The sequence below is a fragment of the uncultured Photobacterium sp. genome (assembly GCF_947502415.1).
Lineage (GTDB): Bacteria > Pseudomonadota > Gammaproteobacteria > Enterobacterales > Vibrionaceae > Photobacterium.
The window spans coordinates 139237-152890 of the sequence record NZ_CANMZV010000001.1 but is presented as its reverse complement, the minus strand read 5'-3'; the positions used below and the strand labels follow the sequence as shown (position 1 = coordinate 152890).

The following is a 13654-nucleotide window of genomic DNA, read 5'->3' as shown; positions in this document are numbered from 1 at the left end:
CGCTACAGCATTCTATATTTACAATGTAAATATTTCTTTGATGGCAACTCTCCGATTAACACGGCTATTTAAAACATAACAAAGGCACAGTAGAATGCTAACCATTATCACTATATGACGTAAACGACTTGTCACCCTATATGAATGTTCATGAAGCCCATCACGTTGAAGGGCACAAACCTTTCTCGGTCGGTGTTATCGGTGGCGGAATTGCCGGCTCAACCATTGCCCTCCGCCTTGCTGAACTTGGTATCCAAGTAAAATTGTTTGAAGAAGGCAGCAGCCTGGTTAATGGCCCGCCCATTTGTCATTTACACGCCGGTGGTAACCTCTATCGTGAAATTTCAAATCAGCAATGCCAGGCTTTACTTAAACAATCCATTGATACACTGCGAGTTTTCCCACAAACAACAAATATTCGCCCGACGGTTATCGCCATTCCCAAACGTGATCAAGGTGATCCCAAGGCTCTTCTTAATCGTCTGGATCTGTTACAAAACACCTATAAAACTCTGGTCGAAAACGATCCCAAAAACCAAGTGCTTGGTCAGCCAGAACATTATTTCAAGTTGTACTACCAAGATGATCTTGAGCAGCTAGCCCAGTACCCGCTCCCTACTACGCCGACATCTCTCGATGACTGGATGATCCCAGTTGCTAAAAATCTGAGCCTGAATGAATTTAAATACCCCTTAATTCTGGTACAGGAATATGGCCTGAGTATCTTCCGACTGGCTTCAATAGCCAACTTGGCTGCCGAGAAATTACCAGACATTTCGCTGCATACGAACGCAAAAGTTATTGATATTAAACAAGATAGTAAAAGTTACGCTTGGTCAATAACCTACCAGCAGTATGACAGAAAAATTAAAGATCACATCACCCATACAACCAGTGCTGACTACCTTGTTAACGCTTGTGGCTATCGGACCGGTACCATTGATGATATGGCAAACCTGACACGTAAACGAATGGTTGAGTTTAAAGCGGCTTATGTAACTCATTGGGCAGAATGTGAAGGGATCTGGCCAGAAGTGATCTTTCACGGCGAACGTGGCACTCCGAATGGCATGGCGCAGCTAACTCCCTACCCTGGCGGTTATTTCCAGCTACACGGCATGACGGAAGATATCACGTTATTTCGGCAGGGACTCGCCACAACCACTGGCAACAGTGCGCAACCTCGGCTTAGTGAACCGCTTACAAGCAAAATCAAATCCGGCTGGAAAAGCTGCGATATCCATACCAGAACGGAAAGAGCTATTGAGCACGTGGCTAAACTACTTCCCACCTATCGCTCTGCTACAGTAGGAGGAAACCCCTTATTCGGAGCACAACAAATCCCCGGTGGTGACCCATCCCTGCGTGCAGCAGATATATCATTTGCCGGAAAACGTTATGCCCGCAGTGAAATAGTTAAAGCTTCGTCAGCTTTATCTGCAGCAGATAAAGTTTTAGAACAGCTGCAATGCGAAGGGCTGCTCCCTAAAATACCTCAATTATCAACGCTAGCTCTGGAAGCGCAGCTTCCGGTCACATCGGGGTTAGATCTGAACACAGTTGTTGTGATGGCGGAAAAACTTGCATCTTCACGCTCTTACCCCGAAGAACTTGCCCGCCCAGTCAGATACGAAATTATCTAGAAATTACCAATAAAGAGCTGAAAACCGCTCTTTATTGGTATAAACCTCATCAATAAAAGCCTGACTTTACATTCCTTCAGCCCATAAATATTCATAGATTTGTATTTTTTAACTACTTACTCAGCATATTCCGCTAATTCATTGAATCACTAGAGTGAATACTCCATTGTCCGCGCCAGCCAATGGAGCGCTTATTCCGAAGCCTGAAAACGGAATGGGTTCCGGCTATGGGGTATATGACAAAGACCGAGGCATCAATAGATATCAGCCATTACCTGATGGGCTATTACAGACCTCATAAATACAATGGAGGTATTCCACCGGCAAAAGCTGAGAATCAAACTAATTTACTGTCCGGAAATGGTTGGCCACTACAAAGTAGCCATCATTGCCTGTGTCAGGAAGATGGTTATCATCATAAATTCAATGCTAAGAGATGGCACTTTATGGGGTGAAAAAACAGCTTAAAATTTATCTGTTAACGCCATAGTCGTTGTCTGCCATGTCGCTATAAATGAATTACTCTTTTTCGGTCTGGTATTATTTTTCATAAAATCTATAATGCTCGCTTGAACTTCTTTAGGAGCTTATTTTGTGAGCAAGAAGCCAGACAGAATCACAGCTATGCAGCAAATCATTGATGCAGTCAAACAAGACTTTCCGCTATACCAATCCGATACTTTTGTGTGCGGCCCAGATAACAGTTGTATTGGTTGCCCCAAAAAACTAATGGAAATTGTAGATTCTGAATTAACTTACTGGCAACACCAAATAAATCGCGGATTGCCACCTACATTCGATGAACTCTCGAAATTCGGAAAAATGTGTAAAAACATACGTAGAGCTCTTGTTCGTAACAACAGAATTGCTTCTTGAATATAGCAATTTCAATGTTTTTACCTTAATGCTCTCTTATGTTCAGTTTCTACACTACACTTTTCGCAAAATGACACTGTCAAACCTTACGTTGATTTATTGTGATTAATCATCGATAGGACCATTACGGGCTAACGCCCGCAATAAGGTGTGCCCCACCGAACCAGCCAAGCACACCGAACTCCAAACCAAAACCGACGAGTGTAACAGGTCACCTTGATTGCTTTGTATGGATAATAAAACCAACTTCAGAGTAAAGTGAGACCCAGGCTTTAGCCGCATACGGGTTGAAAGTCGCGGTCAAAAACGACAGCTATAAGGGAAACAAAAAAACACGTTTCCTTGATTTGGCTGGTGGGACAATTGCGACAATCTACGGGATCTGATTAATTTATACAGCAGGCCTGCATTACCTGCTACTTGTCGCCCTGCTCTATTTCCCAGGCCTGCTTGTGATGTGCTGGGCACGAAGAGAGCAACAACAATCGTTTATCCAAAATAAGCGAGAAGCCATGGGGATATTGTTGCTCACCTTGCTTGCAGCTGGTGCGATTTACAGCCTGACGACAGGAGCTGTTACTTTCTAATACGCCCTCAGCGAATCCATACTTCAACGAAGTACCGCCTCAACGATCACAGTAAAAAAAACGGCTCCTGATGGAGCCGTTCTTCTTTATGAATAGAACACCGCAAGCCAGATTGTTTCCTGCTCAGGATCTGTCCATGAGACTTGGTGCCGTTGGTGGGCCGGAATATTAATATGATCGCCCTCTTGTAGGTGGACTTCACACTCTTTATCCGCAAACCGAATTCTCGCTTCTCCTTTTACCACTAACACCCATTCATGCTCATCTTGATCGTACCAATCATCAACAGGAGTGGTATGTCCTTTCGAAATTATTCTCTCAATGCGGACATGAGGCGTTTTGATGATATCTTCAAAAATTTCTTCCGGCAGATTAGTCGGGATATTGCTGAATAAGTTGATCATAATTCCTCTAGAAAAAAGGCGAGGAATTACCTCGCCTTTTTATTAGCCAATGACCTCAATATTTAGGTCTATTTATAAATCAATTCTTTGGCAAACTGACTTCAATCTTCTTATTTAATGCTTCAAGTTCAGCTTTCAATGCAGTTAACTGTGCTTCTTCTTCTGCAACTAAAGTCAACTTCGCTTCATACTTGTCACAATCGGCCTGAGAAACCCAGTTCCAGCCAGATCCTGTTTTGAACTCATCACAAGCTTGCTTAAAATCTTTGGCTACACCCTGAGCTTTTTTCACATCAGCTTCAGCACCGACGACCTGCTTTTGCAACACTAACTGTTGCTGGTAAAGCTCTTTGGAGTTAGTTAAAACAACCTGCTGTTTTTCAGCTGTAGTTTTTAACTCAACAACCTTGGTATCTAACTTCTTCTTAGTAACCGCCAGCTTTTTCTGTTGCTGCTTTAACTTTGCAATCTGTTTCTCATAATCAGATTTCTGTTTTTCCAGCTCAGATTGTTTCTGTTCCAGTTGCTTAAACACATCTTCAAGCTCCAAGGCCTTCTGAGTCTCGTAAGCTTCGAAGCTTTCCTGCAATGCCTGCTTGTTCTCAGCTAACTGCGCATTCTTTTGTAATAAAAGATCATACTCCTCCTGGCTAGGTCCAGGATTTCGATTCCATACAGCAGAAGCTAAAACGCTTCCCACAACAAAACCTACAAATAACGATACTTTCCAAGATCTCAGCATATACTTTGAACCCGCCCTTCCAAACAGGCACTCCATTACTACAAGTCAACCTTCCATACCCATGTAAGCAGCCACAAGACACCGGGTACTATCGATATATGAATAATATCAGCAAGATAATCTCTTTGTGTCATGTTTATATCAAAATAGGGATAAAACGTAATAAATTACTAAGTTTGTTTTACGAAACTAAACATAACCTCATGAAAAAGACGCAAACTAATTTGCGCCTATCAACCATTGCTTTTCGACACTTACTTCGAAATCAAATTCAACTTCAAATCACCTGGTTTTATCCAACCGATTTTCCGCAGGATTTCAGCAAGAAACAATGTAATCACGGCGGGTAACACCAAATGCATCAGCAGAATTACAGTGTATATTTCACCACTTTGCCATCCGACAGTATCCAGTGCGATAAATGATTGGATCTGGCCAACAAAACCAGAAGTTCCCATCCCTGCACCTAATGGCGTATTTTCCATCTTAAATACCAATGTCGCAATCGGACCAAGGATAGCCGATGTCAAAATTGGCGGAATCCAAACTTTATGATTCTTCACAATATTTGGCATTTGCAACATTGATGTTCCCAATCCTTGTGCAACGACACCTGCCCAGCGGTTCTCACGGTAGCTCATCACAGCAAAACCTACCATCTGAGCACAGCAGCCAACAGTTGCGGCCCCCGCAGCCAAACCATTTAAGCTCAGCATAATAGCAATAGCGGCACTACTAATTGGCAAAGTCAGGGCCATTCCCATCAATACCGCAACAATGATTCCCATCAAAAACGGCTGCAACTGGGTGGCATACATCACAACATCACCCAATGCCGTCATGACTGCCGCCACCTGAGGACCAACAAGGCTCCCTACGGCAACGCCGACAATAACGGTTACTGCTGGCGTAACCAAAATATCAATCTTGGTTTCATTGGCAACTAACTTCCCGCACTCCGTAGCAACAACAGCAGCAATATAAGCACCAACTGGGCCACCTAATGCCGCACCGGCAGCACCAGCCGTTGTGGCAGAAAATAGCACTAACGGTGGAGCCTTGAGTGCATAGGCAATGGCTACACTTATAGCAGGCCCTGTCATCTGCCTGGCTATTGGCCATAATGTTTCCGAAAAAAGAGGGATACCTAGCTTAGTGCCCAAGGTATTAAGAATTGAACCAATCAATAATGATGAGAATAAACCCAGAGCCATAAAGCTCATAGCATGGACAAAATAAGTCCGGGCGGAAAGATCGATGTTTTTTCGACTTAAAAAGCCGCTAATTTGATTCTGTGCTAACTGCATCGTAATACGTCACTGTATAAAAAGCTGTTTCTAAAATATTGACCTGGTGAAAATCAAAGTCGCAAATTCTACATGACTATGCACAAATGAACCATATTCAACCCAATACTGACAAAACACCTATCTGATATGACTCGCAAGCTATACCAAGCAGATAGCGGTTAACATACGAGAAACTCAAACTATCCCCCAGATTACGAAATTTAATTGCCAACAATATTTACTTCAGTCCAACCTCAACCATAGCGTGATACCTCAAATACCACCGGAGATAACATCATGCCTGATTGCCCACCAATCAAACCCGACTTAACACTGAGCCGCCTTGCCGCAACCATTACCCTTATTGTCAGCCCTTTTATGCTTCAAGCGGCAGATGTCCCTGATGTAATGAAAGCGGCTGTCTATGACCCGGACTTTTTTTCCGAAACCGCTTCAAATCGCGACAAGATTTCCAACTATTACGTCAGTGAAAAACTCGATGGTATCCGTGCATTCTGGACAGGAAGTGAGTTAATCACTCGTTCGGGTAAAGTTATATCTGCACCAGCGTGGTTTACCGCAGGCCTTCCGGAAAATACCGAGCTAGACGGCGAGCTATGGGCTGGCCGAGGGGAGTTCCAGCAAGTTGCCGCAACTGTCATGGATAAGCATCCAAACGATAAACAATGGCAAGCTATAAAATACATGGTCTTCGACATCCCCACAGGCACCGAAAGGTTTGAGTTACGACTCAAACAACTAACCTCTCTGATTAACGATATTGACCGAGCTTACATTCAGGCTGTATCACAACAGAAATTTAATAGCCTTACCGCGCTAAACGACTACCAAGCGAGCATCAGCAAAAATAACGGTGAAGGTCTGATGCTGCATCATCAAGATAACCTTTATCACCATGGTCGTTCTGATCATCTTCTGAAACTCAAAGACTTTCATGATGCCGAAGCCGTCGTTATCGGATATGAAAATGGGAAGGGGAAATACCTCGGGAAGATGGGCGCTGTCTGGGTTCTGAGCTCAAATAACATCAAATTCAAAATTGGCTCTGGCTTTAGCGATGCAGATCGTGACAACCCTCCGGCACTCGGTACTATCATCAACTATCGCTATAACGGCTATACAAAAAGCGGTATTCCTCGTTTTGCGCGTTTTATCCGAAACCGCCCTACACCTGATATATAAGAATCAAAAAAGCCGCCCAATCGAGCGGCTTTCAATCATAGAAGTAACTGTAAACTAGAACTTAAAGTTTATAACGTTTAACTTCTTGCTCCAGCTGATCAGCCAACCCTTTCAACCCTTCAGCCTGGTTTGCTGCTTCCTGAGCTTCACTCGCCAGCTGGTTAGCAACTTCCTGAACACCTTCAGTGTTGCGGCTGATTTCAGCTGTAACACTTGACTGCTCTTCCGCCGCCGAAGCAATCTGAGTAGCCATATCACTGATCACGTTAATCTCACTAGCGATATTACTAATACTCACGCCCGCAGCATCAACGTCCTGAACGCTGGTTTCAGCCAACTGATGACTGTCTGACATCACAGTTACTGCCTGACTTGTTGTTGACTGTAATGTTTCAATCATGCTCTGGATCTCTTCCGTCGAAGTATGAGTTCTCTGCGACAGCACTCGCACTTCATCGGCAACAACCGCAAAGCCACGTCCCTGCTCACCCGCACGTGCCGCTTCGATAGCCGCATTCAGTGCCAACAGGTTGGTTTGTTCTGCAATATCACGGATTGTAGCCAGGATAGAGCTAATTTTCAGAGCATGGCCGTTCAGATCTTCAATGATATTCACAGCGCTGTTTACTTCTTTCGCCAAATTACCGATAGATGACTGGCTCTGGCCTACCTGAGCATGACCTTCCCCAGTCATTGCTACGGCTTGCTCAGCTGTTTTTGCGGTATTCTCTGCGTTACCGGCAATCTCTTGGGTCGCACTGGCCATTTCAGTCACAGCCGTTGCCACCATAGTGATTTCATCCTGTTGGTAACGAATACGATTACTACGTTCTGATGCAGAATCAGCAGAATCAGCAGCTGAATGGTTAAGCTGCAAAGTAATATCACGCAGGTTTGATGCCATCGTATGTAAACGAGACACAAACTGATTAAAGTTTTCCGCCAGCTCACCCACTTCGTCATCAGATTGAACATCAATACGAACCGTCAGATCACCTTCACCGTTTGCGATATCTGACAATGCCGCCGATACGTTATTCAGCCCGCGGAATAGCTGGGAAACCAACCAAGCTGTAAACGCAGATACAAACAGCATGATCCCAAAACCGATCAAAAACTGCTTCATCAGCATCGCATTCAACGGTGCTTCCAGTGTTTCCTTATCCATCACAAGAGCTATTGCCCAAGACGTATTTGGAATCGCATTTACTGCAATCGCCTTTTCGCGACCATCAAGCTTAGTAAAATATAATTTTTTTGAAGCAATGACTTGCTGTAGGCTCCGTGCATTAACCCCTTGGCCCAAATCAGACAGCGGCTTCATCTGCCTGTCCTGATTAGGGTGAGCGACTACCAAATTGTTACGGATATCCAATAGCATGGCATAACCATCACCCGGAACAGAAATATCCAACACATCTTTCATCAGGTGGCCCAGTGCCAGGTTCGAACCAACGACACCCAACATTTCACCACTGCGATATACTGGCTCAGCCAAGGTTACCACCAGTGTCTGCATTGTATGGCTGACATAAGGCATAGTAGTGATTTGCTTACCCGCAGAAGAAGCTTGCTTATACCAACCGCGAGCGCGAGGATCATAACCAGCTTTGTTCAAAGAAGGATCATGGCGGTACATTACCCCTTCTTTGGTTCCATAATAGCTCAGGCCAAAACCGCCAGATGTTAAGGTTTGCTTCAAGTGTCCAACAATATCAAGTTGTGGGTCACGTTCAACGGCATTCACTGTCGCTGAAACAGCGCTCTGGCGCCCTTCGAACCAATCACCGATTCCCTTGCTATATGCATCAGCTGTATTGTGACTCTCACTCTCAATTGCAGACCATGCTTGATCTTCAAGTGTTTGGTAAGAAATGCCACCTAAAACAAGGATGGTAAGAAAAATCAGTGATACGCTTGCTAACACAAGCTTCATTTTTAAACTAAGACGCATAAATTCCCTTATTAGAATTATCATTCTAATTCACGAATATAATGAACCGTGTCACATACGACACAAGGCGTATAAAATGATGAGCGCAAGATGTATAAAACGTTGAACACAAGATCGCTCTTTGGGTTTATTTTGACCCACTTTCGTGGTGATCATACAGTTTTTTTAGTCAATAAGAAGTGATTTTTTTGCCTGAAACATCCTCCCATCAGGCATTCATTTGATGTTCATAAACACCCAGTAAAATTAATAAATATGAAGAAAAAATATCGTTACTCTGCATTGCTCGGATTGATAGGTTTATTGGCGCTTAACGCCAACGCTTCTCCTCACCTTGAAATAGAGGAAGACCATGACGATGTCATGAAAGCTGTTGAGCAAGGTTTGATTCAACCTTTTTCTGAACTTCAGGAAAAAGTAGCCCGGGAGATAAACGGACGGATCATCAAGGTCGAACTCGATGAGGATGACGATATATGGGTGTATGAACTAAAGCTTATCGACGCCAATAACAATATTATTAAAGTCAAATATGAAGCCAAAACACTTTCTATTATCGAAATCAAAGGCCGAAAGCTGGAAAATATCATCAAGGTATCAAAATGAAAATTCTTGTCGTTGAAGACGAAATTACTCTAGGCGAGCAAATTATATCCGGATTGGAACAAAGTGGCTGGGTCGCCGAACTGGCAAGTGATGGTATTGATGCCCTCTATCGGGCTACATCGGAACCATGGGATGCAATCGTCCTAGATCTCGGGTTACCCAAACTCGACGGTCTAACTGTTCTTAAAGGCATCCGTGATGAAAACGTTAACTGCCCAGTTGTGATCCTCAGTGCGCGAAATGAACTAACCCAACGCGTTGAGGGCTTGAATGCAGGTGCTGATGATTACCTTACTAAACCTTTTCAGATGGTCGAACTGGTTGCCCGGTTACGAGCGCAAATCCGCCGTTCATCCGGCAATGCATCGCCAGTTCTCCAGGCAAGTGGCGTGAGCCTGGATACCCGAACCTCCAAAGTACTCTATCAAGGCCAGGTCATTGATCTTACTGCGTTGGAGTTCAAAGTACTGTCTTACATGATGCATAATACCGATAAGGTTATTTCTCGTTCCGAGCTGGTTGAACATATCTACAAACAAGATTTTGACCGTGATTCAAATACTATCGAAGTCTTCATCGGGCGGATCCGCCGTAAAATCGGTGGCGATGTGATTAAAACCGTTCGAGGTCTCGGATACCGCATCAATGCTGATTAGTGCCAAAACGAAACATCTCCCAAGCCTTCGAAGCCGCTTGCTTATTGCAGCGGCTGTTTGGTTATCTGTCACCATCCTAGCTGCAGGCTACCTGGTACCCAACTTTATTAAAAGCTATCTAGTCGATCAGGAAAAACAGCAACTTTTCCTTTATCTTGATGAACTCACCGCACAGGTCGATGTCGACGCCAACGGTCGCTTTTCCCTACCTAGCAGGCTGTCTAATCCCAGATTCCAGTCCCCCTACAGTGGCCTTTACTGGGCACTAACTGTTAACGGTACTCAGCTTCGTTCCCGATCACTATGGGATACCCGAATCACAGGCAATGAAAAAGAGGGATATACCGGCCCCAACAACCAATCACTGCTGGTTGTAACACGAAAATTCCTGTTACCTGAAATCGATGAACCGGTCGAGCTTGCTATCGCAGCCAACCAAGACAAACTGCTCGCTACGATCATGAAGCTCACCCACGGACTGTGGATCATATTACTGATTATGGCCGTCGGTATTTTGATCCTGACCTGGCTCCAGGTTAGCTGGTCGCTCTGGCCACTAAAAAAATTACAAAACAACCTTAAGCAAGTTCGAGAAGGTGTATCAACAGAGCTCACAGGTTTCTACCCAGTCGAAGTCCGACCGGTCATTGACGACCTCAATGCGCTCTTCTTTCACTACCAGGAACTTTTGGAACGGGCAAGAAACCATGCCGGAAACCTGTCACACGCCTTAAAAACACCCATTGCAGTATTGAATAACGAAGTCGGCTTACTTGAGAAGGAAAAACAATGCAAACTAACGCCGCCCCTGCAGCAACTTCAGCAGCATATCGACTACCATCTCGGTCGCGCCCGTATGGCAGGTGCAGCCAACATTCTGGCAGCAAGAACCGCTCCCGCAACTCGGGTCGATGCCATTTCTATGGCTATGGATAAAGTCTATGCCCATCGCAATGTCGTACTTGTGAATGAACTGGACAGCGATCTCAACGTCGCGGTAGAAAAACGCGATCTCGATGAAATTATTGGAAACCTGATCGAAAACAGTTATAAGTGGTCAAACCAACTCATTCGGGTTCACCAAACCGATATCAGCGATCAACAAGTTTCCATCATTATTGAAGATGATGGCCCCGGTATTGATGAAAGTATGTATGAGCCTGTACTCAAACGCGGCATTCGCCTTGATGAAACGACCCCTGGTACTGGCCTAGGTCTCAATATAGTGAGTGAACTCGCGCACAGCTACCGGGGAAACCTGACTTTAGGTCGCAGTGAGCTAGGCGGGCTAAAAGCAGAACTATCCTTACCCCTACCCCGTATTTAATGCGATATCTGCGTGAAGATACCAATCTACCGCGAACACAGCCAATCGGCAGCATACACAAAGCCCGATCGCCTTTCAAAGCCGAAACTGTCGAAAAATGACAGATAAGCAGCCCCTAAAAAAGCAGCTTTATGCTGCTTATCCTCGGTCAGACAGGCCAAATGGTAAGATTCACAATCCGGACAATCACACCAAACACGAAACTACTTACTCCCAGCCGATACCATTTATACTCAGAAGTATTCATACAAATCCGCTGATAGAACATTTTAACAACCCCTCCCCAGTCAGCTGTACGCCAGCCATACTGGCCTACCCCCATAGTGATAAACATAAGCCCGAAGACAAGCAACAAAATCTCCGCAACATTCGTTATCGTTTCCAGCATCACTACTCCTTTCTTTCTGGGCATTCATTCTATTATCAATATAGCGCGAGCATGAAGAATTATTCAATTAGACCAAAGTAGGACTATCAATCAGCCAAGACATCCAAAGGCAAAAAGAAAACGTAAAAAAGGAAGATGCAACTATGTGTTTCATGCCTAAAGATTTACCGTAGATATTTATACCGATACTTATACCTTTCGTGTAGAATCCAGCCCCCGGAATTATCAACGAACGATATCGAGGCGATATGCAATTACTCGAAGCAAAATTACATAAAATTGACCGTCATAATTACCGCAGCTATTCAAGCCTACGCGGAGAATATCAATTCGTTGACTTCGACTTCTATATCGATACGACACAGGCCGACCCTTATGCACCTGCATCACGTGTTCGTGCTCGCCGTAAATGGTCATTAACCGACCTTGAATGGTTAAAAGAACAATCTGGTGATTACCAGCGTGCTGCTCGTGATTTTATTGCGCGCCAATTTGCTGATCTTGCGCAGCAAATTAATGAGATTCAAATTGACCGACCGGGTCAAACAATCCTGGATCGTACCGCTGTCGTCTTTGATGACGATGCCATCGAACTTCGTTTCCGGATCAACCTACCAGCAGATGGCCGTACCATCATTGCCAAAAAGACTGCAAACCTGCTGACCTTTACCATGCCAAAAATCATCCGTCGTGCCACGATTGCCCGTGAGCTGCCGATCGATGAAATGAAGCGCCACTGTGAAACAGTAGAAGATCAAGTAGCACTGCGCAGTCAGCTTGACGAAAATGGCCTGATGGCATTCGTCGCTGATGAAAGTATCCTGCCGCGTCTGGCCGGTAACTGTGATCAGCCAATGACCGACGCCGTGCCTTTTGTCAGCCCGGACAATCTGGCTATCGAACTGACAGCCCCGCATAAGGGTACTGTCCGCGGTATGGGGATCCCGAAAGGTATCACCATGATTGTCGGTGGCGGCTTCCACGGTAAATCAACGCTCCTGAATGCGATTGAAAACTCCGTCTACGACCATATTCCGGGTGACGGCCGCGAATTCATCGTTACCGATGATACGGCTTCCAAAATCCGTGCAGAAGACGGCCGCTGCGTGCACAAAGTTGACCTGACACCTTACATATCCAACCTGCCTATGGGTAAAGATACCAGCGCATTCAGCACCCAAAACGCATCAGGTTCAACCTCTCAGGCATCCTGGCTTCAGGAATCACTGGAAGCCGGTGCCAAAGTCTTGCTGATCGATGAAGATACGTCCGCTTCAAACTTCATGATCCGTGATGAGCGTATGCAATCCCTGATTGCTAAAACAGATGAACCTATTACACCGCTGGTAGATCGCATCTCGCTCCTACGTGACCAATTAAATGTATCAGTACTTTTAGTTATGGGTGGCTCAGGAGACTACCTGGATGTGGCTGATACTGTAATCCAGATGCATAACTATGAAGCCGTCGATGTAACCGCCAAAGCGCGTGAAGTCGTCGCCTCGCACCCTACTCGTCGCCAGCTTGAAGGTAGTTCTGAAATCAACCGACCGCGTACGCGTAAAGTAAGCCGCTCAGCCCTGCAAACCATGATGGAAGACGGTAAATTCCGTATTCAGGTGAAAGATAAAACATCATTACGTTTCGGCCGAGAGTTTATCGACCTACAAGCACTGGAACAGGTTTCCGATTCAAGCCAGCTTCATGCCGTTGGCTGGCTGTGGTTCCAACTTTCTCAAGGCAAAGGATGGGAAAACAACCCAAGCAAAGCGTTCCTGCATATGCTTCACGATGACTGGTTCCGCATGATGCCAAACTTCGGTGATTTAGCAAAACCTCGCGTTATTGAGGTTATGGCAGTACTCAACCGCATGCGTAGAGCCGAATTCAAATAATATCCGGCTTAATAAAGAATAAGCGTCCCAAATAAGGGACGCTTTTTTTATGCTTGTAAATTATAAAAACTTAAATAACAGAGA

Annotated in this window: 12 protein-coding genes and 1 pseudogene; 8 read left to right on the top strand and 5 right to left on the bottom strand. The window is 44.9% G+C overall.

Features of this window, described 5'->3' with window-relative positions:
- Positions 1-140 precede the first annotated feature (140 nt).
- The 3 genes and pseudogenes from Q0852_RS00640 (at position 141) to Q0852_RS00630 (ending at position 2519) form a co-directional block, all read left to right on the top strand.
- On the top strand, positions 141-1643 hold the full coding sequence (locus Q0852_RS00640; RefSeq protein ID WP_299012946.1) for an NAD(P)-binding protein: 1503 nt from the start codon (positions 141-143) through the stop codon (positions 1641-1643).
- A gap of 179 nt (positions 1644-1822) precedes the next feature.
- Positions 1823-2002, top strand: a pseudogene (locus Q0852_RS00635) (IS3 family transposase); the annotation flags it as partial.
- Between the two features lie 235 nt (positions 2003-2237).
- A complete protein-coding gene (locus tag Q0852_RS00630; protein ID WP_299012944.1) occupies positions 2238-2519 on the top strand; it encodes a hypothetical protein in 282 nt (93 codons plus the stop codon).
- A 673-nt stretch (positions 2520-3192) separates the two neighbouring features.
- Here Q0852_RS00630 and Q0852_RS00625 read toward each other — a convergent pair.
- From Q0852_RS00625 to Q0852_RS00615, 3 genes are all read right to left on the bottom strand, one after another.
- Complete coding sequence (locus Q0852_RS00625) at positions 3193-3510, bottom strand: cupin domain-containing protein (RefSeq protein WP_299012943.1); 318 nt, start codon at positions 3508-3510, stop codon at positions 3193-3195.
- 79 nt (positions 3511-3589) lie between these two features.
- A complete protein-coding gene (locus Q0852_RS00620; protein WP_299012942.1) occupies positions 3590-4210 on the bottom strand; it encodes a chromosome segregation ATPase in 621 nt (206 codons plus the stop codon).
- Positions 4211-4506: 296 nt separating this feature from the next.
- Positions 4507-5559 carry a PTS transporter subunit IIC gene (locus Q0852_RS00615; RefSeq protein WP_299012941.1) on the bottom strand — a complete coding sequence of 351 codons (1053 nt, stop codon included), beginning with the start codon at positions 5557-5559 and terminating at the stop codon, positions 4507-4509.
- A gap of 279 nt (positions 5560-5838) precedes the next feature.
- Here Q0852_RS00615 and Q0852_RS00610 point away from each other — a divergent pair, with 279 nt between their 5' ends.
- Positions 5839-6744: a DNA ligase gene (locus Q0852_RS00610; protein ID WP_299012940.1), complete on the top strand. Its 906-nt coding sequence runs from the start codon at positions 5839-5841 to the stop codon at positions 6742-6744.
- 61 nt (positions 6745-6805) lie between these two features.
- Here the strand turns inward: Q0852_RS00610 and Q0852_RS00605 are convergent, their stop codons facing one another.
- The gene (locus tag Q0852_RS00605; RefSeq protein ID WP_299012939.1) at positions 6806-8698 is read right to left on the bottom strand and encodes a methyl-accepting chemotaxis protein; all 1893 of its coding nucleotides are present in this window, start codon (positions 8696-8698) and stop codon (positions 6806-6808) included.
- Between the two features lie 255 nt (positions 8699-8953).
- Here Q0852_RS00605 and Q0852_RS00600 point away from each other — a divergent pair, with 255 nt between their 5' ends.
- From Q0852_RS00600 to Q0852_RS00590, 3 genes are read left to right on the top strand one after another with little or no spacing between them, the layout of a single operon-like run.
- Positions 8954-9304: a PepSY domain-containing protein gene (locus Q0852_RS00600; RefSeq protein WP_299012938.1), complete on the top strand. Its 351-nt coding sequence runs from the start codon at positions 8954-8956 to the stop codon at positions 9302-9304.
- Positions 9301-9960 carry a response regulator transcription factor gene (locus tag Q0852_RS00595; RefSeq protein ID WP_299012937.1) on the top strand — a complete coding sequence of 220 codons (660 nt, stop codon included), beginning with the start codon at positions 9301-9303 and terminating at the stop codon, positions 9958-9960. The genes Q0852_RS00600 and Q0852_RS00595 overlap by 4 nt, the downstream gene beginning before the upstream one ends.
- The gene (locus Q0852_RS00590) at positions 9950-11287 is read left to right on the top strand and encodes an ATP-binding protein (protein WP_299012936.1); all 1338 of its coding nucleotides are present in this window, start codon (positions 9950-9952) and stop codon (positions 11285-11287) included. Before Q0852_RS00595 ends, Q0852_RS00590 begins: the two co-directional genes overlap by 11 nt.
- 148 nt (positions 11288-11435) lie before the next feature.
- Here Q0852_RS00590 and Q0852_RS00585 read toward each other — a convergent pair whose 3' ends face one another.
- Complete coding sequence (locus Q0852_RS00585) at positions 11436-11675, bottom strand: hypothetical protein (RefSeq protein ID WP_299012935.1); 240 nt, start codon at positions 11673-11675, stop codon at positions 11436-11438.
- Positions 11676-11923: 248 nt separating this feature from the next.
- Between Q0852_RS00585 and Q0852_RS00580 the strand changes: the two genes are divergently transcribed.
- A complete protein-coding gene (locus tag Q0852_RS00580; protein ID WP_299012934.1) occupies positions 11924-13570 on the top strand; it encodes an ABC-ATPase domain-containing protein in 1647 nt (548 codons plus the stop codon).
- The last annotated feature ends 84 nt before the right edge of the window (positions 13571-13654 follow it).